General features: G+C 72.0%; 21 protein-coding genes. 13 read left to right on the top strand and 8 right to left on the bottom strand.

The genetic code is table 11. The features are described 5' to 3' along the window. Positions 1 to 251 precede the first annotated feature (251 nt). On the top strand, positions 252 to 800 hold the full coding sequence (locus GSY65_RS03110) for a MarR family winged helix-turn-helix transcriptional regulator (RefSeq protein ID WP_159765832.1): 549 nt from the start codon (positions 252 to 254) through the stop codon (positions 798 to 800). 39 nt (positions 801 to 839) lie between these two features. Here GSY65_RS03110 and GSY65_RS03105 read toward each other — a convergent pair whose 3' ends face one another. Continuing rightward, positions 840 to 1,604: a VOC family protein gene (locus GSY65_RS03105; protein WP_159765831.1), complete on the bottom strand. Its 765-nt coding sequence runs from the start codon at positions 1,602 to 1,604 to the stop codon at positions 840 to 842. Positions 1,605 to 1,777: 173 nt separating this feature from the next. After that, positions 1,778 to 2,170: a VOC family protein gene (locus GSY65_RS03100; protein ID WP_159765830.1), complete on the bottom strand. Its 393-nt coding sequence runs from the start codon at positions 2,168 to 2,170 to the stop codon at positions 1,778 to 1,780. Between the two features lie 237 nt (positions 2,171 to 2,407). On the opposite strand from GSY65_RS03100, the gene GSY65_RS03095 reads away from it, so the two are divergent. Next, positions 2,408 to 2,959, top strand: a complete 552-nt coding sequence (locus GSY65_RS03095; RefSeq protein ID WP_159765829.1) for a GNAT family N-acetyltransferase — start codon at positions 2,408 to 2,410, stop codon at positions 2,957 to 2,959. On the opposite strand, the gene GSY65_RS03090 is transcribed toward GSY65_RS03095, so the two are convergent. After that, the gene (locus GSY65_RS03090; protein WP_159765828.1) at positions 2,949 to 3,632 is read right to left on the bottom strand and encodes a glycerophosphodiester phosphodiesterase; all 684 of its coding nucleotides are present in this window, start codon (positions 3,630 to 3,632) and stop codon (positions 2,949 to 2,951) included. The two genes, GSY65_RS03095 and GSY65_RS03090, sit on opposite strands and share 11 nt — an antisense overlap. Positions 3,633 to 4,041: 409 nt before the next feature. Between GSY65_RS03090 and GSY65_RS03085 the strand changes: the two genes are divergently transcribed. The 4 genes from GSY65_RS03085 (at position 4,042) to GSY65_RS03070 (ending at position 7,990) form a co-directional block, all read left to right on the top strand. After that, positions 4,042 to 5,439 carry a DUF6421 family protein gene (locus GSY65_RS03085; protein ID WP_159765827.1) on the top strand — a complete coding sequence of 466 codons (1,398 nt, stop codon included), beginning with the start codon at positions 4,042 to 4,044 and terminating at the stop codon, positions 5,437 to 5,439. 47 nt (positions 5,440 to 5,486) lie between these two features. After that, positions 5,487 to 6,239 (top strand): SDR family NAD(P)-dependent oxidoreductase, encoded by a 753-nt coding sequence (locus GSY65_RS03080; RefSeq protein ID WP_159765826.1) that lies wholly within the window; start codon positions 5,487 to 5,489, stop codon positions 6,237 to 6,239. Further along, positions 6,236 to 7,306, top strand: a complete 1,071-nt coding sequence (locus GSY65_RS03075) for a threonine aldolase family protein (protein ID WP_159765825.1) — start codon at positions 6,236 to 6,238, stop codon at positions 7,304 to 7,306. Before GSY65_RS03080 ends, GSY65_RS03075 begins: the two co-directional genes overlap by 4 nt. A 90-nt stretch (positions 7,307 to 7,396) precedes the next feature. Beyond that, a complete protein-coding gene (locus GSY65_RS03070; protein ID WP_159765824.1) occupies positions 7,397 to 7,990 on the top strand; it encodes a transglutaminase-like domain-containing protein in 594 nt (197 codons plus the stop codon). A gap of 6 nt (positions 7,991 to 7,996) precedes the next feature. Here GSY65_RS03070 and GSY65_RS03065 read toward each other — a convergent pair whose 3' ends face one another. After that, positions 7,997 to 8,725: a lysophospholipid acyltransferase family protein gene (locus GSY65_RS03065; RefSeq protein ID WP_159765823.1), complete on the bottom strand. Its 729-nt coding sequence runs from the start codon at positions 8,723 to 8,725 to the stop codon at positions 7,997 to 7,999. Positions 8,726 to 8,912: 187 nt separating this feature from the next. Next, the gene (locus GSY65_RS03060; RefSeq protein ID WP_159765822.1) at positions 8,913 to 9,329 is read right to left on the bottom strand and encodes a DUF4395 domain-containing protein; all 417 of its coding nucleotides are present in this window, start codon (positions 9,327 to 9,329) and stop codon (positions 8,913 to 8,915) included. Between the two features lie 75 nt (positions 9,330 to 9,404). Here GSY65_RS03060 and GSY65_RS03055 point away from each other — a divergent pair, with 75 nt between their 5' ends. The 4 genes from GSY65_RS03055 to GSY65_RS03040 all read left to right on the top strand — a co-directional run bounded on the left by GSY65_RS03055 (position 9,405) and on the right by GSY65_RS03040 (position 12,580). Then, complete coding sequence (locus GSY65_RS03055; RefSeq protein ID WP_159765821.1) at positions 9,405 to 9,818, top strand: thioredoxin family protein; 414 nt, start codon at positions 9,405 to 9,407, stop codon at positions 9,816 to 9,818. A gap of 207 nt (positions 9,819 to 10,025) precedes the next feature. Continuing rightward, on the top strand, positions 10,026 to 10,535 hold the full coding sequence (locus GSY65_RS03050) for a flavin reductase family protein (protein WP_159765820.1): 510 nt from the start codon (positions 10,026 to 10,028) through the stop codon (positions 10,533 to 10,535). 244 nt (positions 10,536 to 10,779) lie between these two features. Next, positions 10,780 to 11,565: an electron transfer flavoprotein subunit beta/FixA family protein gene (locus GSY65_RS03045; RefSeq protein WP_159765819.1), complete on the top strand. Its 786-nt coding sequence runs from the start codon at positions 10,780 to 10,782 to the stop codon at positions 11,563 to 11,565. 52 nt (positions 11,566 to 11,617) lie between these two features. Beyond that, positions 11,618 to 12,580: an electron transfer flavoprotein subunit alpha/FixB family protein gene (locus GSY65_RS03040; protein WP_159765818.1), complete on the top strand. Its 963-nt coding sequence runs from the start codon at positions 11,618 to 11,620 to the stop codon at positions 12,578 to 12,580. 55 nt (positions 12,581 to 12,635) lie between these two features. Here GSY65_RS03040 and GSY65_RS03035 read toward each other — a convergent pair whose 3' ends face one another. Then, complete coding sequence (locus GSY65_RS03035; RefSeq protein ID WP_159765817.1) at positions 12,636 to 13,541, bottom strand: endonuclease/exonuclease/phosphatase family protein; 906 nt, start codon at positions 13,539 to 13,541, stop codon at positions 12,636 to 12,638. A 189-nt stretch (positions 13,542 to 13,730) separates the two neighbouring features. Here GSY65_RS03035 and GSY65_RS03030 point away from each other — a divergent pair, with 189 nt between their 5' ends. Both GSY65_RS03030 and GSY65_RS03025 read left to right on the top strand, forming a co-directional pair. Beyond that, on the top strand, positions 13,731 to 15,035 hold the full coding sequence (locus GSY65_RS03030; protein ID WP_159765816.1) for a DUF6986 family protein: 1,305 nt from the start codon (positions 13,731 to 13,733) through the stop codon (positions 15,033 to 15,035). A 115-nt stretch (positions 15,036 to 15,150) separates the two neighbouring features. Continuing rightward, positions 15,151 to 17,004, top strand: coding sequence for a serine/threonine-protein kinase (locus tag GSY65_RS03025; protein WP_159765815.1), 1,854 nt, complete (start codon positions 15,151 to 15,153; stop codon positions 17,002 to 17,004). Here GSY65_RS03025 and GSY65_RS03020 read toward each other — a convergent pair. Both GSY65_RS03020 and GSY65_RS03015 read right to left on the bottom strand, forming a co-directional pair. Beyond that, positions 16,950 to 17,786, bottom strand: coding sequence for a hypothetical protein (locus tag GSY65_RS03020; protein ID WP_159765814.1), 837 nt, complete (start codon positions 17,784 to 17,786; stop codon positions 16,950 to 16,952). The two genes, GSY65_RS03025 and GSY65_RS03020, sit on opposite strands and share 55 nt — an antisense overlap. A 3-nt stretch (positions 17,787 to 17,789) precedes the next feature. Then, positions 17,790 to 18,776, bottom strand: a complete 987-nt coding sequence (locus tag GSY65_RS03015; RefSeq protein WP_443043285.1) for a LacI family DNA-binding transcriptional regulator — start codon at positions 18,774 to 18,776, stop codon at positions 17,790 to 17,792. Positions 18,777 to 19,321: 545 nt separating this feature from the next. On the opposite strand from GSY65_RS03015, the gene GSY65_RS03010 reads away from it, so the two are divergent. Further along, the gene (locus tag GSY65_RS03010) at positions 19,322 to 20,254 is read left to right on the top strand and encodes an ROK family protein (protein ID WP_159765812.1); all 933 of its coding nucleotides are present in this window, start codon (positions 19,322 to 19,324) and stop codon (positions 20,252 to 20,254) included. Positions 20,255 to 20,338 lie beyond the last annotated feature (84 nt).

The following is a 20,338-nucleotide window of genomic DNA, read 5'->3' as shown; positions in this document are numbered from 1 at the left end:
ACCGCCAGGTCGACCGGTCGGTCAGGGCATGCCCCTGCCCGGTGGCGCGCAGACACGCGCACGGGTGTACGCGGGGGAGCGCGCGGGGTGCATCGGGCGTGTGCCGGTCTCCCCCGGGCAGGGGCGCGACTGATCAGGGCAGCGGCACGCCCCACCGTCGGGGTGGGTGACCGTGTCCGACCGGCCGGACGCCGTACGCTCACGGCGGCGGCACGACAGCACCGATCCCACGCTTCGGAGGGCGCACCGGCATGACGGCAGGCAACGGGCGGACGGCGGCGGACAGCGGCGCGGCTCTCGGGGACACGGTTGCCCAGGTGGTGCGCCAGTGGCAGACGGTGCACCCCGGTCTCGACACCGGCCCCATGGAGATCATCGGCCGGGTGAACCGCTGCGCCGCCCTCCTCCAGCAGGTGGAGGACGCGCCGCTGCGCCGCGCCGGACTCACCCGCCCCGAGTTCGACGTCCTCGGCTCCCTGCGCCGCACCGGTCACGAGCTGACGCCCAGTGAGATCGCCCGCGAGACGTTCGCCTCCGGCGCTGCCGTCACCAAGCGCCTCAAGGTGCTCGGCGAGCGCGGGCTGGTGGAGCGGCGCGGCGACGCCCGGGACCGGCGCGTCGCCCATGTCCGCCTCACCGACACCGGCCGTGACCTCGTGGACAGCGTCCTGCCGGAGCAACTGGCCTACGAGACGACGGTGCTGTCCGGTGTCGGCACCGACCATCGCCGTGAACTGGCCGGTCTGCTCGGCGAGTTGCTGATCCAGCTGGAGGACCGGCTGGGCCTGCCGCGCCCCTGAGACGCCTGCGCGCGCACGGCCGGCGGCGACGGCGGCGGCTCAGCGCTCCTCGTCCACCGGGTACACGCCGAACAGGGCGCCCTGGGGGTCGCGGAGCACGGCGATGCGCGGGCCGTCCGGCACCGTGGTCGGCTCCGTCAGGACGGTGCCCCCGGCGTCGACGGCGATCCGGGCGGTGTCGTCCACGTCCTCGACGGCGAAGTAGGAGAGCCAGTGCGAGGGCACCTCGTGCGGGAACGTCTCGTCCATGGTGACCATGCCGCCGAACTCGGCGCCCCCGATGCCCCACTGCGTGTAGTGCGCGGAGGCGTGCACGGTCCAGCCGAACACGCTCGTGTAGAAGCTCTCGGCCCCCTCCGGCGCACGGGTCAGCAGTTCCACCCAGCCGAGCGTGCCAGGGGCGTTGAACAGACCGGCACCGGGGAAGGCGCGGGCCTGCCAGAGCTGGAAGGCCGCGCCGCCCGGGTCGAACGCGACCGCGAACCGCCCCCTGTCGAGGACGTCCACGGGCTCCAGGACGATCGATCCGCCGGCCGCCCGCACCGTCTCGGCCGCGGCGTCCGCGTCGGCCACCGCGAACGAGACGTTCCAGGCGACCGGCTGCGACTCCTGGAACAGCGGCGCGAGGGCGGCGACGGCGGCGTCGCCGAGGCGCGCCACCGTGTACCCGCCGGCCTCCTGGCGCGGGTCGGTCTCCGGGCGCCATCCGAACAGTTCGGTGTAGAACCCCTTGGCCGCCTCCAGATCGCCTGTCCCCAGCTCGGTCCAGCAGGGCCCGCCGGTCACCGGCCTGTCGAGCTTCATGGCGCTCCTCGTGGAAGGGACGGCCCCCACCAGCACGCTATGCCCGCACCCCGGCCCCCGGCCACCGGGGTCCCGGCGCACCGGTGGAACCGCGCGGCGCGAGGAAGGCCGGACACCGGACGGCGTCCGGCAGGCCGGGCCGGATGCCGGACAGGGTCGGACGCCTGGCCGGGTCAGATACCGGGCCTGTACCGCAGTGGATGGTCCGCGGGGATCTCCACCAGCACGATCTCCGTGCCGTCCGGGTCGGCGATCCACATCTCGATCAGCCCCCACGGCTCCCGCACCGGAGGCCGCCGCACCTCCACCCCGGCCGCCACCAGCTCCTCGTGCGCCGCCGTCACGTCCGCCACCTGGAGCCACAGTTTCAGCGCGGGCGAGGGCGGGATGTCCGAGCGCCCGGCGACCTCCAGGAAACCGCCGCCGAGGAAGTACACGACGCCCCGGTGGTCGCCCGTACCGAACTCGCGGTACACGGGGAGCGCCAGCTTCTCGCCGTAGAAGACGCGGGAACGCTCCGGGTCGGTGGGGCGCAGAAGGGTGCGGCTGCTCAGTACATGGACCATGCCGTCGGAGCCTAGTCCCGCGACCGGCAATTTGCCCCGTCGCGGCGCCCGGCACGCACTCTCGCCGCACCGGGCACGAGCCCGAGTACATCCAGCACGAGGACGTGCGCCCGGCATGCAGGGAGCACGCACCGGGCGCCGCTCCTCGACGGGCGATCGTTGCCTGCCGCGGCACTAGTGGGCGCAGGGCTAGGCTTCAGCGTGCCCGCGCCGCAGCAAGATCCGTCAGGAGTGCCCATGGACACCGCCACCGGCCTGACCTTCCGTGATGCCACCGACGCCGACGTGGACGTGCTCGTCGCGCTGATCGAGTCGGCGTACCGGGGAGACTCCAGCCGGGCCGGCTGGACCACGGAGGCGGACATCCTCGACGGGCAGCGCACCGACCCGCAAGGCGTGCTGGAGGCCATCAAGTCGCCCGGCAGCCGGCTGCTGACCGTGGAGCGGGACGGCACGGTCGTCGCCTGCTGTCAGCTCGAACACCGCGGCGACCACGTCTACTTCGGGATGTTCGCGGTGAGCCCGGCGCTCCAGGGCGCCGGCCTCGGCAAGACGATCATCGCCGAGGCCGAGCGGATCGCCGTCGAGACCTGGGCCGCCAGGGAGATGCACATGACCGTGATCTCCGTACGGGACGACCTCATCGCCTGGTACGAGCGGCGAGGCTACCGTCGTACGGGACGCATGACCCCCTTCCCGTACGGCGACGAGCGCTTCGGCGTCCCGCTCCGGGACGACCTGCGCTTCGAGCTGCTGGTGAAGGAGCTGGGCGGGCCGGTCACGCCGTGAAGCGGCCGGTGCGTTTGATGTCCGGGTAGTCCGTGGTCGCGCCGTCCAGTTGCAGCGCGCGGACCAGACGCAGGTGGTCCTGGGTGTTGACCACCCAGCCGATGACGCGCAGATTCGCCGTGCGGGCGCGCTCGACGACCTCCAGGGTGAGCCGCCGGATGTTCAGGACGAGGGTGGAGGCGCCCACGGCGACCGCCCGGTCCACGACGTCCAGGCCGTAGCGGCTTGCGACCAGGGCGGTGCGCACGCCGGGGACGAGCCGGGCGGTCTCGGCGACCGCCTCGTCGTGGAAGGACAGCACCTCGACCCGTCCCACCAGGTCGCGCCGGTGCATGACCTCGGCGAGGGCACGGGCCGCCGCCGTGTCCTTGATCTCGGCCTGCAGGGGTGCCCGGACGGCGTCGAGCACCTCCTCGAAGGTGGGGATCCGCTCGCCGCGGCCCGCGTCGAGGGCGCGCAGCTCGGCGAGGGTCTTCTCGGCGATGGGGCCCGTGCCGTCGGTCGTCCGGTCCACATCCGCGTCGTGCATGACGACGAGCGCGCCGTCCTTGCTCAGATGCAGATCGAGTTCGATGACGTCGAGGCCCGCGCGATCGGCGGCGACGAAGGAACGCAGGGTGTTCTCCGGTTCGACACCCATGACTCCGCGGTGACCGATGGTGAGGAAGTTCAAGGTGGACTCGCTTCCGTCGACGGCGGCTCGGGCCGCGCGACCGGGAGGGGACGGTACGCGGCTGGGCCGCAGCGTAGTCGTCCGGCCGAGCGATGCATCCGTACGTGCACAAGCCCTTTCGAGCCGTCTCAGGCCGTGTCACGTCGGAGAAAAAGACCGTTTCCTCGCGTGTCCACCCGAACCGGGTCATCCCTGAGTGGGCGAGTCCGGCACGCGTTGACCGTGACGACCCCAGTGGAGATGGGTCGCGTACAAACTGTGACCTGTGCCGCGTGTGGCGGGAGATTCAGCGGTTAGGTAGGGGGAGTGGCGGGAGGATTTTCGGCTTGGTCAGGTGATCGACCTTGCGGGAGACAAGCTTCCCTACATACGGTGTCCGTACGAAAGGTTCTTCCGTGGAGGATGGGTCATGACGGAAATTCTTGTGCAGGTGGGTGCGGAGGGCGACGTTCCTCCGGTCGCTAGGGTGGTGGAGCACCCGGCCTGGCCCGTGCTCAAGGATGCCGTGGAGCGGATCCGGCCATGGCAGTCCAAGGACGGTTCGATCGACTTCGACGCCGAGGGTGCCCCCGCCGCCGCGGAGGCCGAGCGGGCCGTACGCGACGTCATCGGTGCCGTGGAGGAGCTCTCCGCGCTGCTGCCGCACGACGCGGCGTACCACCAGGCGCTCGTCAAGGACCTGCGCCGGTGGGCCGAGAGCGGCTTCGAGGTGCCCGACTTCCTCGACTCGCTGCTGGCCTTCCAGCCGGCCGCCGACCGCCGGGACGGCCTGCAGCACCTGGTCGTCTTCCCGATGTACACACAGAACGGCAACCCCGACCGCAACCTCGAAGCGGTCGTGCTGCGCATGGTCTGGCCCGACTGGCTGGCCGAGCTGGAGCGCACCCGCTACGACAACCCGCTGTTCTGCGGCATCAAGTTCGAGGACTTCACGTCCGGGTACGACACCAACTCCGCCGTGCTCTTCCCCGAGACGATCGCCGTGCGCGAGGCGCCGGAACGTTTCTCCTGGGGTGGTATCTTCTGCGACCGCGAGGCCGCCCGCTTCCGCCGGGTCACCGACGCCGCCGTCGACATCCTGGGCCTGGAGCTGCCCGAGGACATCGCCGCGATGGTCCACGACCAGAAGCGCTGCGAGGAGGCCTTCGTCCTGTGGGACATGGTCCACGACCGCACCCACAGCCATGGCGACCTGCCCTTCGACCCCTTCATGATCAAGCAGCGCCAGCCGTTCTGGATGTACGGCCTGGAGGAGCTGCGCTGCGACCTCACCGCCTTCAAGGAGGCCGTGAAGCTGGAGTCCGACGGGGTGCCGCAGGCCCGTGACGTGCAGTACGCCGTGCTCTTCGACCGGATGTTCCGCTTCCCGGTCACCGGCGAGCGCGTACGCAACTACGACGGCCTCGGCGGCCAGCTCCTCTTCGCTTACCTGCACAAGCACGACGTCGTCCGCTGGACCGACAACAAGCTGTTCATCGACTGGCAGCGCGCCCCGCAGGTCACCAACGAGCTGTGCGCCGAGATCGAGAAGCTCTACCGCGACGGCATCGACCGCCCGAAGCTGGTCCACTGGTTCGCCGGTTACGAGCTGGTCTCCACCTACCTCGCCCCCCACCCCGGCTCCCGCTGGGCCAAGGGTCCCGACGCCCTGGATCTGACGCAGCCGCCGCGCAAGCTCGTCGACGACGTGCTTCCGGACGAGTTTCCGCTCAGCATGTTCTATGAGGCGCTCGCCAAGAAGCTCAAGAACGTGATCGCCTCCACCAAGGGCATCACCGCGGCGGACGCCGAGCGGGCCGCCGCGTGAGCGCCCGATCCGCAGAGGCCACAGTGGCTGCTCAGGAGGCGAAGACCATGGGGAACGGCAACGGAGCACTCAGCGGCGCGGTGATCGCGGTGGCGGGCGCGGGCGGGCCCGCGGGCCGGGCGGCGCTGCTGCGGCTCGCCGAGGCCGGCGCGATCGTCGTCGGCTCCGACAACGACCCGGAGCGTCTCTCCGAGGCGGTGGACGCGGCCCGCTACGCGCACGGCGGCGCCACCGTCGTCGGCGACACGGTCGATCTGCTGGACCTCAATTCGACCCGCGACTGGGCGCTGCGCGTCGAGAAGGACTTCGGCCGGGTCGACGGCCTCGTGCACCTCGTCGGCGGCTGGCGCGGCAGCGAGACCTTCACCAGGACCAGCCTCGACGACTGGGACTTCCTGGAGATGCTGCTCATCCGCACCGTGCAGCACACCTCCCTCGCCTTCCACGAGGCGCTCCAGCGCAGCGACCGCGGCCGGTACGTCCTGATCAGCGCGTCCGGCGCGAGCAAGCCCACCGCGGGCAACGCCGCCTACGCCTCCGCCAAGGCCGCCGCCGAGGCGTGGACGCTGGCCATGGCGGACTACTTCCGCAAGGCCGGGGGGCCGGAGGGGCCGACGTCCGCGGCTGCCATCCTGGTGGTCAAGGCATTGGTGCACGACGCGATGCGCGCTGACCGCCCCCACGCGAAGTTCGCGGGGTTCACCGACGTCAGGGACCTGGCCGAGGCCATCGTCGACGTCTGGGAGAAGTCCGCCGCCGAAGTGAACGGGAACCGTCTGTGGCTCACCGAGAAGCCGTGAATCCCCCCAGGACCGACGCACGACGTCATCACGACCCGGAGGTCCGCGGTTTCGCCAGCGACAACTACGCGGGGGTGCACCCCGAGGTGCTCGCCGCCCTGGCCCTGGCCAACGGCGGGCACCAGGTCGCGTACGGCGAGGACGACTACACCGAGAACCTCCAGCGGATCATCCGCAGCCACTTCGGCGCCACCGCCGAGGCGTTCCCGGTCTTCAACGGCACCGGCGCCAATGTCGTCGCGCTCCAGGCGGTCACCGACCGCTGGGGCGCGGTGATCTGCGCCGAGAGCGCCCACATCAACGTCGACGAGGGCGGCGCGCCCGAGCGCATGGGCGGCCTGAAGCTGCTCACCGTGCCCACCCCGGACGGCAAGCTCACCCCCGAGCTGATCGACCGGCAGGCGTACGGCTGGGAGGACGAGCACCGGGCGATGCCGCAGGTCGTCTCGATCACCCAGAGCACGGAACTGGGCACGCTCTACACGCCCGACGAGATCCGCGCCATCTGCGAGCACGCCCACGCGCACGGCATGAGGGTGCATCTGGACGGTTCCCGGATGGCCAACGCTGCCGCCTCGCTGGACGTGCCGATGCGCACCTTCACCGACGCCGTCGGCGTCGACATCCTGTCCCTGGGCGGCACCAAGAACGGTGCGATGTTCGGCGAGGCCGTCGTCGTCATCAACCAGGACGCCGTCCGGCGTATGAAGCATCTGCGGAAGCTGTCCATGCAGCTGGCCTCCAAGATGCGTTTCGTCTCGGTGCAGTTGGAGGCGCTGCTCGCCAGGGACCTGTGGCTGCGCAACGCCCGGCACTCCAACGAGATGGCCCAGCGCCTCGCCGAGGGCGTCCGCGCGGTCCACGGCGTCGAGGTGCTGTACCCGGTGCAGGCCAACGCGGTCTTCGCCCGGCTGCCGCACGACGTGAGCGAGCGGCTGCAGAAGCGGTTCCGCTTCTACTTCTGGGACGAGGCCGCGGGCGACGTCCGCTGGATGTGCTCCTTCGACACGACCGAGGAGGACGTCGACCGGTTCGTGGTGGCGCTGAAGGAGGAGATGGCCCGCTGAGGGGCGGCTCCCACCAGCCGGTTGCATAGATATGCGGTCGCCCGGAGATGTATTGACTCTCGGGTGATCGTATTTCTATGCTCCTCGGGCATGGAGCTCATCCAGGAAACCCCTGATCTGTCCGCCTACTTGGCCGCTGACGACGTCATCGACCATCACCATCCGGTGGTGCGCGAGACCGCCGCCCGGCTGGCCCGACGGGCGGCCGACTCGTATGACTACGCGCGAGTCGCCTTCGACTTCGTCCGCGACGCCGTCCCGCACTCGGCGGACGCCGGTGACCCGCGCGTCACCTGGCGCGCCTCGGACGTCCTGGGGCAGGGCACCGGCATCTGCCACGCCAAGGCGCACGCGCTGACCGCCCTGCTGCGTGCCGAGGACATCCCGACGGCCCTGTGCTATCAGCGGCTGGCGCACGACGACGGCGGGGGGCACGCCGTGCACGGCCTGGTCGCCGTGCGCTTCAACGGGGGCTGGCACCGGCAGGACCCCCGGGGCAACAAGCCGGGCGTGGGCGCCCGGTTCTCCCTCACCGGGGAGCGGCTGGCATGGGTACCCGACCCGGCGGCCGGCGAGCGGGACTGCCCCCTCCTCCACGCAGTGCCGCACCCGGCGGTCATCGACGCGCTGAGAGCCGCGCCCGACCGGACGCGGCTCTGGCAGACGCTCCCCGCGGCGCTGTAGCCCGGCTCAGCGGGCCTCGGCCTCGCGGACCTGCTCCGGGGTCGGGGCCGTGCCACCGAGGTGGGCCGGCATCCACCAGGTGTCGTCCGGACCCTTGGGGCGCACCGGGTAGGCGCGCTGCGCGGCCTCGAGCAACTCCTGGACGCGCTCGCGCAGTTGCCGGGTGATCGCACCGGCATACTTGTCCTTGGACGCCTCTATGGCCTCGCCGACCCGGATGGTGATCGGGATGTGGCTGCGCTTGAAGTTGCGCGGGTGCCCCTTGGTCCACAGCCGCTGAGTGCCCCACACCGCCATCGGGATCAGCGGGACGCCGGCCTCCTGCGCCAGCCGGGCGGCACCCGACTTGAAGCTCTTGAGGGTGAACGACTGCGAGATCGTGGCCTCGGGGAACACGCCGACGATCTCCCCGGAGCGCAGCGAGTCCAGTGCGTGCGCGTAGGCCGCCTCGCCCTGCGCCCGGTCCACCGGGATGTGCCGCATGTTCCGCATCAGCGGGCCGGAGATCTTGTGCCGGAACACCGACTCCTTGGCCATGAAGCGCACCAGCCGCTTCTGCGGCAGGGCGGCCAGCCCGTCGAAGATGAAGTCCAGGTAGCTGATGTGATTGCTCACCAGTACGGCGCCGCCCGAGCGCGGGATGTTCTCCGACCCCTTGCAGTCGATCTTCAGGTCCCAGGCCTTGAACAGGGTGAGGGCGAGACCGATCGCGGGACGGTAGACAAGCTCTGCCATGGACGGAGTGGACCCTTCTCTCTGCCTGGGACCGGGGGCTCCCGGCGGAAAAGTTACGCTGCCGTAGGTTTACGGCATGCCGCAGATCGTGCCCCAAGAACGCACGAGTAGCCAGCCCTGGTGCCGGTGAAGTGCGAGATTCTCGTCACGTCGGCCCCTTCGGCCCACTCCCGGCCCCCTGCTCCCCTCACCCGGCGCGTGCCGTCACCCGGCGGACGAGCAGGTACATCTCGCAGCCCAGGCAGTACGCGAACGCCGCGTTGAGGAAGGCCGCCGCGAGCGCCGCCCCGGTCGCCGCGAGTCCCAGCCACTCGGGGCCCAGCGTGAAACCGGCCAGCCCCACCAGGGCGAACACCAGCCCGACGGTCTGGGCGAACCGCGGCGGGCGGGGCGACTCGAACTCCGTCGGCGGCCCGAGCCGCGGCCGCACGACCCTGCGGAAGACCCAGCCGTACGGTGAACGGCCGACCCCGCCCGCCGCGCCGAGCGCGAAGACGAACGTCTGCCAGGCCAGCAGCCAGGCGCTGCCACTGATCAGCACGGCGGCCAGCACGACCGCCGTCACGGCCGCACCGAAGCGCGGTCCCCTCACATCTATGTCCATGCGTCAAGCATTCCTCAAGCCAATCTCGTCGGGGAGGCGGGAATCTTTGCGGTCTCATGAACGCTGAAGCACCCTGTGACCGGACTGGTGGTGTGCGTTCTGGTGCTCGCCGCGGCGAGCACCTACGGAGTGCTGCGACAGCGGCGGAGCGGGAGGGTCGCAGTGCGTGTGCGCGACGGCGGGAAGCGGCTCGACGCCGCCGAGTTGGGGCAGGGGCTCGGTGAACGGGCCACGCTCGTCCAGTTCTCCAGCGCCTTCTGCGCCCCCTGCCGGGCCACCCGCAGGGTGCTCGCCGAGGTCGCCGCCGTGGTGCCGGGCGTCGCCCATGTCGAGATCGACGCCGAGCACCACCTCGACCTGGTCCGCCGGCTCGACATCCTCAAGACCCCGACCGTGCTCGTCCTCGACGCGGACGGCCGGATCGTACGGCGTGCCGCGGGGCAGCCGCGCAAGGCGGATGTGATCGCCGCGCTCGGCGAAGCCGTATGAGGGAAGCGGCCTGTGGCGTGCCTTCCGGATGACGGGACGCGCTTGACTGTACGCGTCATCTATCGTCAATCTGACGGCATGCCCCGGGAACTGCTTCTCTTCGAGCGCGTTCATGTGGACCTGGTCCGCACGGTGAGTTCGTGCTGTCCGGGCTGCTGAGCAGCCACGGACCCCACGCTCGTCGACCCCACCCGAAGGACATCGCCCATGACGGCCGCCCACGGCCTCGGTACGCCCCGTCTCGCCTCCCCCGACCTGCTGCGCTCCGTCTTCCGGCGGCACGCCGCCGGGGTCGCGGTGATCACCGCCCGAGGGCTCACGGGCCCGGTCGGCTTCACCGCCACCTCCCTCACCTCGGTCTCCGCCGAGCCCCCGCTGCTCTCCTTCGGCATCGGCACCGGGGCCTCCAGCTGGCCCGCGATCGCCGAGGCGGAGTACGTGGGCGTACACATCCTCGGCGAGCACCAGCAGGAGCTGGCCGCCACCTTCGCCCGCAGCGGCGCCGACCGGTTCGGCGCGCCCACCGAATGGCGCAGCGGCCCGGAAGGGGTTCCCGTCCTCGACGACGTGCTCGCCTGGCTGGTGTGCCGGGTGGTGGCCCGGGTCCCGGCGGGCGATCACCGGATCGTCCTCGCCGAGGTCGTCCTCGGCGACCCGTCCGGGGCGGGTCGGCCCCTGCTCTACCACCAGGGGCGATTCAGCGGCCTGCGTGACTGATCCGCGCGGGCGAACGGGGGGCGCCGGGGCCGGTTTCGAGTCCTGGCCGATTACGCAGGGTTGCCTACCTCACAGTTCAAAGCGCTTGCTTAGCGGGGATGAGGTGCGGGACGGTAGGTGCCGTACTGGCGAGTAATATTCAGACCGGAGCGCAGGTCGCCCCGATCGGGATCGGCCGCTTCAGGCGCCTATGCTGCCTCCATAGCAGGCAGCCCAGAAATGACGATGCAGTAGGAGAGCCGGCGTGAGCTTGAGGATCGTTGTCACTGTGAAGTACGTGCCCGACGCCACTGGCGACCGGCACTTCGCCGATGACCTGACCGTCGACCGCGACGACGTGGACGGTCTGCTCTCCGAGCTGGACGAGTACGCCGTCGAGCAGGCGCTGCAGATCGCCGACGAGGCCGACGACGCCGAGATCACCGTTGTGACGGTGGGTCCGGAGGACGCCAAGGACGCGCTGCGCAAGGCGCTGTCGATGGGCGCGGACAAGGCGGTCCACGTCGAGGACGACGACCTGCACGGCACCGACGCGATCGGTACCTCCCTGGTGCTGGCCAAGGCGATCGAGAAGGCCGGCTACGACCTGGTGATCTCCGGCATGGCCTCCACCGACGGCACGATGGGTGTCGTCCCGGCGCTGGTCGCCGAGCGTCTGGGTGTGCCGCAGGTCACGCTGCTGTCCGAGGTGTCCGTCGAGGACGGCGTGGTCAAGGGCCGCCGTGACGGCGACGCCGCTTCCGAGCAGCTTCAGGCGTCCCTGCCGGCGGTCGTCTCCGTGACCGACCAGTCGGGCGAGGCGCGCTACCCCTCCTTCAAGGGCATCATGGCGGCGAAGAAGAAGCCGGTGGAGTCCTGGGACCTGTCCGACCTGGGCATCGAGGCCGAGGAAGTCGGCCTGGAGGGCGCCTGGACGGCCGTCGACTCCGCGGCCGCGCGTCCGGCCCGTACCGCGGGCACGATCGTGAAGGACGAGGGCGAGGGCGGCAAGCAGCTCGCTGAGTTCCTCGCGGGCCAGAAGTTCATCTGAGCCCGGCACCCGCCGACCGCCCCTCAACTTCGTTTCGCAGGAGAGCATTCCCATGGCTGAAGTTCTCGTCTACGTCGACCACGTGGACGGCGCCGTCCGCAAGCCCACCCTGGAGCTGCTGACCCTGGCCCGCCGCATCGGCGAGCCGGTCGCGGTCGCGCTCGGTGCCGGTGCCGCCGACACCGCCGCCGCGCTCGCCGAGCACGGCGCGGCCCGGGTCCTCACCCACGACGCCGCCGAGTACGCCGACTACCTCGTCGTGCCGAAGGTCGACGCGCTGCAGGCCGCCGTCGCCGCCGTCTCCCCGGCCGCCGTGCTGGTCCCCTCCTCCGCCGAGGGCAAGGAGATCGCCGCCCGCCTCGCGCTGCGCATCGGCTCGGGCATCATCACCGACGCCGTGGACCTGGAGGCCTCCGACGAGGGTCCGGTCGCGACGCAGTCGGTGTTCGCCGCGTCCTTCACCACCAAGTCCCGTGTCTCCAAGGGCACCCCGGTCATCACGGTGAAGCCGAACTCGGCCGCTGTGGAGGCCGCCCCGGCCGCCGGCAGCGTGGAGGCGCTGGAGGTCACCTTCTCCGCGCAGGCCACCGGTACCAAGGTCACCGGCCGCACCCCGCGCGAGTCGACCGGGCGTCCGGAGCTGACCGAGGCCGCGATCGTGGTCTCCGGCGGCCGTGGCGTCAACGGCGCGGAGAACTTCGCGCTGATCGAGGCCCTCGCCGACTCCCTCGGCGCGGCCGTCGGCGCCTCGCGTGCCGCGGTCGACGCCGGCTGGTACCCGCACACCAACCAGGTCGGCCAGACCGGCAAGTCCGTCTCGCCGCAGCTGTACATCGCCTCCGGCATCTCCGGCGCGATCCAGCACCGCGCCGGCATGCAGACCTCGAAGACCATCGTCGCCGTCAACAAGGACGCCGAGGCCCCGATCTTCGACCTCGTCGACTACGGCGTCGTGGGCGACCTCTTCGACGTCGTCCCGCAACTCACCGACGAGATCAAGAGCCGCAAGGGCTGACCTCCCGGAGCCGGCAGGCCCCCGCGACCGTGAGCACGGCCGCGGGGGCCTTCGCTCATCCCAGGGTCAGGGACGCCTGCACCGGCAGATGGTCGCTCGGGTACAGCCCGTCCACCGAGAAGGTGTTCATCGCGGCCCAGTTGGAGGTCACACCGGGCGAGGTGAGGATCCAGTCGATCCGCCGGCCGCCCGGTCTGAGGTCCCGGTAGCCGTGGTAGGTGCCGTACGCCTCGCCGCGCGAGCCCGCCGCGTCCCAGGCATCCACGAGCCCGATGTCCAGCATCCGGTCGTACACCCGGTTGTCGTGGGCGGCCGCGTTGAAGTCACCGGTGACGACGACCGGCAAGGACGGGTCCCACCCGGCCATCGTCTCGCCGATGAGCCCTACCGACCGCTCCCGGGCGTACTGACTGACGCTGTCGAGGTGGGTGTTCAGGGCGTAGAACTCCCGCCCCCCGTCGGCGAGATCGGCGAAGCGGACCCAGGTCACCATGCGCAGCCAGTCCGCGCCCCAGGTGTTGGACGCGATCGTGTACGGGGTGTCCGACAGCCAGAAGTGGTCGAACTCGATCGGCTCCAGTCGGCGGGTGTCGTAGAAGATCGCCATGAACTCGTCCTTGCTGCCGCCGCCACGTCCGGTGCCGATCCAGTCGTAGTGCCCGCCGAGATCCTTCTCGATCATCCGCAACTGCTGGTAGAGACCCTCCTGGGTGCCGAGGAGGTGGGGCCGCTCGCGGCGCAGCAACGCCCGCATCACCGGACGGCGGACCGACCAGCGGGGCGTCTCGTCGACGACGGTCGCGAAGCGCACATTGAACGTCATGACGTCCAGCGCCCCCGCGTACTCGCCGGCGGAGGCGGGCTGTGTGGAGCCAGCCGTGGTGAGCAATGGTGCGGCGATGGCGGCCACCGCCGCGGACTTGAGTCCCTGGCGGCGTGTCACTCCGGCCTCGTTCGGCACGCGATCTCCTCCCCTTGGGAGTCAGGATGAAGCTTGCCGTATGAATACGGAAGAAGGCGGTGGGATAGCGGTGACCAGCGGGGAAACATGGGGAAGCCCACGCCGGGACGGTGTTGACCCGGGCCGATGCCCCCGACTAGCTTCGTCATGCGGATCGTGGATTCCGTAGAGCGGAAGATGGAGGTCGGAATGGGGCAGGGTCGGCAGGAGAACGTGGCGACGAGTCTCGCGGGCGCCGTCAGCGAGGAGATCAGCGCCTCCCTCGCCCCCGTCGACGCGGAACTGGAGCGCCGCTACCCCGGTGACCCCGGCACCCGCCAGCCGGTGCACACCGTCTACGTCCCCGCAGACGCGTACGCCGCCGACACCCTCCGCACCTGGGGCGACCGTGCCCTGGCCGCCCTCGACGAGCACGCCCCCGACGCGGAGTCCTTCGCCGCCGTCCTCGACCTGCCCGACCACCTCGCCGGACCCGTCCATGACCGTGTCCGCGCCAAGCTGGAACGGGAACCGATCGAGGACCTCCGCGTCGACTTCGAGGACGGCTACGGGCCGCGCCCCGACGCAGAGGAGGACGAGACCGCGGCCCGCGCCGCCCGCCTGATCGCGGAGGCGTACGCGAACGGCACGGCCGCCCCGTACATGGGCATCCGCATGAAGTGCATGGAAGCACCGGTCCGCGACCGGGGCATCCGCACCCTCGACATCTTCCTCACCGGCCTGCTGGAGGCCGGCGGCCTGCCCGACGGCCTCGTCCTGACCCTGCCCAAGGTGACCTACCCCGAACAGGTCACCGCCATGGTCCGCCTGCTGGAGGCCTTCGAGAAGGCGCGTGGCCTGGAGCCCGGCCGGATCGGCTTCGAGATCCAGATCGAGACCAGCCAGGCCATCCTCGCCGCCGACGGCACCGCCACCGTCGCCCGCATGATCGGCGCCGCCGAGGGCCGCGCCACCGGACTGCACTACGGCACCTTCGACTACAGCGCCTGCCTCGGGGTCTCCGCCGCACACCAGGCCAGTGACCACCCCGCCGCCGACCACGCCAAGGCGATCATGCAGGTCGCCGCGGCGGGCACCGGCGTACGCGTCTCGGACGGTTCGACGAACGTCCTCCCGGTCGGTCCCACCGAGCAGGTCCACGACGCCTGGCGCCTCCACTACCGCCTCACCCGCCGCGCCCTGGCCCGCGCCTACTACCAGGGCTGGGACATGCACCCCGGCCACATCCCGACCCGCTACGCGGCCGTCTTCGCCTTCTACCGCGAGGGCTACGAGCAGGCCGCCGCCCGCCTGTCCCGCTACGTCCACCGCGCCGGCGGCGACGTCATGGACGAGCCCGCCACGGCCAAGGCCCTCAGCGGCTATCTGCTGCGCGGCCTCGACTGCGGCGCCCTCGACATCGACGAGGTCTCCGGGGCGACCGGACTGTCCCGCGCGGACCTGGAGGGCTTCGCCGAGCCCCGCCGGGCCGACCTGACTGTTTCCGGCCATTGAGACGGCCGTGCTTGTGGCGGTCCTGTGACAGCCGTCGTCGCCGGTCCGGAGCCGTCCCCGCGGCACCGTAGGCTGTACGCCCACTCAACGACGCGTGCAGAGGAACGGGGCACTGGTGTCTTCGGGGGCGAACGAACAGGCGGACGGCGCCGGACGGCTCCTCGCCGGGCGGTACCGGATCGTGCGGCAGCTCGGACGCGGTGGGATGGGCGTGGTCTGGCGGGCCGTGGACGAGGTGCTCCACCGTGAGGTCGCCCTCAAGGAACTGCGCACCTACACCGACGCCGACGCGCCCGAACTCGCCGACCTGGGCCTGCGGATGCAGCGTGAGGCCCGCGCCGCCGCCCGTGTCCGGCACCCCGGGGTCGTCGCCGTGCACGACGTCGCCGAGGTCGACGGCCGCCCGCTGATCGTGATGGAGCTGGTCGACGGCCCCTCCCTGGACGACGTCCTGCGCGACCGGGGCCTGCTCGACCCGCGCGAGGCCGCCGCCATCGGCGCCAAAGTGATGGACGCGCTGGCCGCGGCCCACCAGGTCGGGGTGCTCCACCGCGACGTCAAGCCCGGCAACATCCTCCTCGACCGCTCCGGCCGCGTCGTCCTCACCGACTTCGGCATCGCCACCATGGAGGACCCGAACGACGGCTCCGCCACCCATCTGACCCGCAGTGGTGAACTCGTCGGCTCCCTCGACTACCTCGCCCCCGAGCGGGCCCAGGGCAACGACCCCGGCCCCGCCTCCGACGTCTGGGCGCTCGGCGCCACCCTGTTCGCGGCCGTCGAGGGCACCTCCCCGTTCCGTCGCACCTCCACCTGGTCGACCCTGACCGCGATCGTGGCCGAACCGCTCCCGGACACCCGGCGCTCCGGCCCCCTCACGCCCGTTCTGCTCCAGCTCATGGACAAGCGCCCCGAGCACCGGCCCGACGCCTCCCGAGCCCGGGAACTGCTGGAGGCGGTGGCCTCCGGCGCGGCGCCCGCCGCGCCGGCGCCGGGCGCCGCGAGCCCCACGGCTCCGCGCGGACAGGAGACCGAGCGGAGCGTGCCCTCGGTGCCCCCGGGCTTCGGCCCGCCCACGGCGGGCGCGGCTGCGGCTGCGGGTGCGGGTACCGGGTTGGACGGGGGTGCGGTTGCCGGTCCTGATGCCGGTGCGGGCTTCGGTCCGCCGCAGCCGATCCCCGGATCCGCAACCGGGGCGTCCCCGTCGGTCGGCGCCCCCGGACCCGGCTCCGGGGCGCAGCCGCAGGTCCCCGCGCCGGGAGCCGTCACCACCGTGTCCACTCCCCACAGCCCCCGCCGCGGCAAGAGGGGCGTCCTGCTCGCCGCCGCGGCCGTCCTCGTGGTCCTCGCCGCGACCGGGGCCACGGTCGCCCTGGTGAACGGCGACGACGGCACCGGCACGGGCGCCCGGTCCGCGCCCACCGGCTCGGCCGACGCCACGCCGTCCAAGGGCACCGACAGGGACGCGGTCGACGTCTCGGACGACTCCGAGGACAGGAAGAAGGACGACGAGAAGGCGGACCCGAGCGAGAAGCCCGAGGAGGACGACGACGACAAGGAGACCGAGCCCTCCGCCTCCCCGTCGAAGACCGCCGGCGGTGGTGCGACGGACGGCGGTACGGGCGGCTCGGACACCTCGGGCGGCTCCACCGGCGGCGACACGACCGGAGGCGGTGCCACCGAGGAACCGGTCTGCCACGCGATCGGCGGCGGCAAGTACAACTGCACCGTCTGGGCCACCGCCAAGTCCTACGACGCCGCCGGCACCGAGGTCGGCGTCCTCAACACGGGCACCAACTACTTCTATTGCCAGCAGAACACGGGCCGCCGCGAGACCTCCGGCCGCTGGACCAACGTCTGGTGGGCCAAGACCGACGACGACAGTGGCAACACCGGTGTCTTCGTCAGCGTCGTCTACGTCAAGGGCGGCGACAACGACGCCCCGGTGCCCGGACTCCCGGTCTGCTGATGATCCGTCGGCCGCTGTGACCGGGGACGCGGCCGCATGTACGGCTCCAGGCCGGAGGCCGTCCGCCACCTCTTCTCCGCGAACAACTGCCGCCCCCGGGCACACAGGGCGCGGTCGCCGCGCGCCCGCGCGCAGAACTCGTCGGGCGTCGTGCCGAACAGCTCACGCAACTCGGCGGACGCCGCGAGGAGTTCGGTGAGCAGCGGGCGCTGCCGACCGGGGTGGGGGCGGGGTCCGGGCCCGCCGTCGCGCAGGACGCCCCACCGGTTGACGTAGATCCAGACGGTGTCCAGGACGTCGCCCGACTCCAACTCCACGCGGAAGTCGGCGGCGGGCAGGGCGGCCCGGTGGAAGTTCCCGGTCGGCGAGTCGGCGCCCTCGCTGGTGTCGATCACGGCGAGCTGCGCCTCGTCGAGCCAGGTGAGGAACAGGTCGTGGGTCGCACCGGGGGAGCGGAACGGTGACGCGGAGAGATAGCCCAGCAGGCTGACATGGGCGGAGACACCGATCCCGACGCCCGTCACCCTGGCCCTGGCCATGGGGATGCGGCACTCCACACCGTGCTCCGCCATCTTGTGCGCGAGCTGCGCGGGGCAGGCGTTGGAGCCGACCGAGAGCACGGGGACGCGGTCCTCGAAGCGCAGCCTGTCCAGCGGCAGCATGCGGTTGCCGTCCAGAAGGGCCGACTCCTCGGGCCAGGCGCCCGGGTAGCTGAGCGGGTCCTCGCGGGGCGCCACATGAAGGCCGAGCGCCTCCAGCGTACGGGTGTCGCGGGGCGTCAAGGCTCAGTCCTCGGGCGGAAGTTCGCCCGAACCACGGGCGATCAGCCGGGTCGGGAGCTCGATGCGCTCCGGGACGACGAGGGAACCGTCCAGCTGCTGGAACAGCCGCTCGGCGGCGGTCCGCCCCATCCCGGCGGGGTCCTGGGAGATCACCGTGATGCCCGGCTGGAGCAGATCGGCCAGCTCGAAGTCGTCGAACCCGACGAGGGCGACCCGCCGGGCGTGCTCGGCGATGACCCGCACGACCGTCACGGTGACGCGGTTGTTGCCGGCGAAGACCGCCGTCACCGGGGCCGGACCGGACAGCATCTCCTCGGCCGCCCTGCGCACCCGCTCGGGGTCGGTGACGCCCAGGGACATCCAGGTCTCCTCGACCGTTATGCCCGCGTCCTCCATGGCCGCCCGGTAGCCCCGCAGGCGCTCGGCGGCCGTGTGGATGCGCGGCATGTCGCCGATGAACCCGATCCGGCGGTGCCCGTGCGCGATGAGGTGGGCGACACCGTCACGGGCGCCGCCGAAACTGTCCGACAGCACGACGTCGGCGTCGATCCGCCCGGCGGGCCGGTCCACGAACACCGTGGCGACACCCGCCCTGATCTCGGGCTCCAGATAGCGGTGGTCGTCACCGGCCGGGATGATCACCAGCCCGTCGACGCGCCGCGCGCACAGCGCCAGCGCCAACTCCTGCTCCCGGTCCGGGTCCTCGGCGCTCGACCCGTTGATGAGGAGCGATCCGTGGGCGCGGGACACCTCTTCCACGGCCCGGCTTAGCGGGCCGTAGAACGGGTCGGCCAGGTCCTCCAGGACGAGGCCGATGCTCGACGTGCGGCCCTTGCGCAGCACCCGCGCGCTGTCGTTGCGCCGGAAGCCCAGCGCGTCGATCGCCTCCTGCACGCGGCGCTCGGTGTCCGGGGTGACGCCCGGCTCGCCGTTCACCACCCGGGAGACGGTCTTCAGGCCCACGCCGGCCCGGGCGGCGACGTCCTTCATCGTCGGGCGGTTTCCGTACCGGCTCTCCGGTCTGCGGGTGGTGCTGCGGGCGCTCTCGGGCACTCTGCGCTGTCCTGTCCTGTCGTCCCCGTGCGTGGCCGGTGGCGCCGTCTCCCGTGGTCCACGCCGTCGGCGTGGCACGGGTGCCGCGGCGCCCGGGTCCGGTCGGCTCGCACCGGTCTGCCTGCACGGGCCGGTGCTCACCGTTCCCCGGTCCCGGCCGTCGGCTTCGGGCACCGGCTGCGCTGTCCTGAGGTGGTGTCGGTGGATGAGTCCGCGGCCTCGGCTCTCGTCGGAGGTCCCCCTGGGGAGCGGTCCGCGGCGTCATGGGTGGTGTGGTTCGGATTAGTGCAGCTGTTGAGGATGTGGCGTCGAGCATAGAGCCTGGACAACGTTGTCACAGCCGGGGGAGACTGTCTATCGCATTCTCTGGCCGGCGCCCCCCATCAGGCGAGCGTCGTGCTGCCCGTTTTTCCGGCCGGAGATCCGGGCGCTGCAGGATCCGGGTGCCCGGGAGGAGACTCGGAGCGGGAGAACTGACACTGATGCAGACCGACCTCGTGGCCGCGCTCGACATAGGCGGCACCAAGATCGCCGGGGCGCTGGTGGACGACCACGGCCGGATCCTGGTGCGCGCGCAGCGCCCGACGCCCGCGCGGGAGGACGCCGACACCGTGATGCGGGCCGTCGAGGAGGTCCTCGGTGAGCTGACCGCCGCCCCGCGGTGGGATGCGGCCACGGCCGTCGGGATCGGCAGCGCGGGCCCGGTGGACGCCTCCGCCGGCACGGTCAGCCCCGTCAACGTCCCCGGCTGGCGCGGATTCCCCCTGGTCGACCGGGTACGGGCGGCCACGGACGGCCTGCCCGTGGAGCTGATCGGTGACGGCGTGGCCATCACCGCCGCCGAGCACTGGCAGGGCGCGGCGCGCGGCCATGACAACGCGCTGTGCATGGTGGTGTCGACGGGCGTCGGCGGCGGTCTCGTCCTCGGCGGCCGACTCCACGCCGGGCCCACCGGCAACGCCGGCCACATCGGCCACATCAGCGTCGACCTCGACGGCGACCCCTGCCCGTGCGGCGCCCGCGGCTGCGTCGAGCGGCTCGCGAGCGGTCCCAACATCGCCCGTCGCGCCCTGGAGAACGGCTGGCGGCCGGGCCCCGACGGCGACACCTCCGCCGCCGCCGTCGCCGTCGCGGCCCGTGCGGGCGACCCGGTCGCCGTCGCCTCCTTCGAACGGGCCGCGCAGGCCCTCGCCGCCGGGATCGCCGCCACCGCCACCCTCGTCGAGATCGACATCGCCGTCATCGGCGGGGGCGTCGCGAACGCCGGAGACGTCCTGTTCGCGCCCCTCCGGGCCGCCCTCAAGGACTACGCGACCCTGTCCTTCGTCCAGCACCTGACCATCGCCCCGGCCGAGATGGGCACGGACGCCGGCCTGGTGGGAGCGGCCGCGGCGGCGCTGGCGAGGGGGAAGTGAGGGCGGGCGGCTGTTCTGCCGCGCGGCGGCCGGCAGGCGCCCGGTCCGGGCCCGGCCCCTGAGCGGGGCGGACGCCCGTGTCGG

Source organism: Streptomyces sp. HM190 (assembly GCF_009857135.1).
Lineage (GTDB): Bacteria > Actinomycetota > Actinomycetes > Streptomycetales > Streptomycetaceae > Streptomyces > Streptomyces heilongjiangensis.
Note: the sequence above shows the minus strand (reverse complement) of the source record. Positions and strands in the feature narration are given on the sequence as shown.

What these genes read in the sequence shown, in the direction of transcription:
- GSY65_RS03110 (WP_159765832.1), top strand. Translation starts at nt 252, where the DNA reads ATGACGGCAGGCAACGGGCGGACGGCGGCGGACAGCGGCGCGGCTCTC.
- GSY65_RS03105 (WP_159765831.1), bottom strand. Translation starts at nt 1,604, where the DNA reads ATGAAGCTCGACAGGCCGGTGACCGGCGGGCCCTGCTGGACCGAGCTG.
- GSY65_RS03100 (WP_159765830.1), bottom strand. Translation starts at nt 2,170, where the DNA reads ATGGTCCATGTACTGAGCAGCCGCACCCTTCTGCGCCCCACCGACCCG.
- GSY65_RS03095 (WP_159765829.1), top strand. Translation starts at nt 2,408, where the DNA reads ATGGACACCGCCACCGGCCTGACCTTCCGTGATGCCACCGACGCCGAC.
- GSY65_RS03085 (WP_159765827.1), top strand. Translation starts at nt 4,042, where the DNA reads ATGACGGAAATTCTTGTGCAGGTGGGTGCGGAGGGCGACGTTCCTCCG.
- GSY65_RS03080 (WP_159765826.1), top strand. Translation starts at nt 5,487, where the DNA reads ATGGGGAACGGCAACGGAGCACTCAGCGGCGCGGTGATCGCGGTGGCG.
- GSY65_RS03070 (WP_159765824.1), top strand. Translation starts at nt 7,397, where the DNA reads ATGGAGCTCATCCAGGAAACCCCTGATCTGTCCGCCTACTTGGCCGCT.
- GSY65_RS03065 (WP_159765823.1), bottom strand. Translation starts at nt 8,725, where the DNA reads ATGGCAGAGCTTGTCTACCGTCCCGCGATCGGTCTCGCCCTCACCCTG.
- GSY65_RS03060 (WP_159765822.1), bottom strand. Translation starts at nt 9,329, where the DNA reads ATGGACATAGATGTGAGGGGACCGCGCTTCGGTGCGGCCGTGACGGCG.
- GSY65_RS03050 (WP_159765820.1), top strand. Translation starts at nt 10,026, where the DNA reads ATGACGGCCGCCCACGGCCTCGGTACGCCCCGTCTCGCCTCCCCCGAC.
- GSY65_RS03040 (WP_159765818.1), top strand. Translation starts at nt 11,618, where the DNA reads ATGGCTGAAGTTCTCGTCTACGTCGACCACGTGGACGGCGCCGTCCGC.
- GSY65_RS03030 (WP_159765816.1), top strand. Translation starts at nt 13,731, where the DNA reads ATGGGGCAGGGTCGGCAGGAGAACGTGGCGACGAGTCTCGCGGGCGCC.
- GSY65_RS03015 (WP_443043285.1), bottom strand. Translation starts at nt 18,776, where the DNA reads ATGAAGGACGTCGCCGCCCGGGCCGGCGTGGGCCTGAAGACCGTCTCC.
- GSY65_RS03010 (WP_159765812.1), top strand. Translation starts at nt 19,322, where the DNA reads ATGCAGACCGACCTCGTGGCCGCGCTCGACATAGGCGGCACCAAGATC.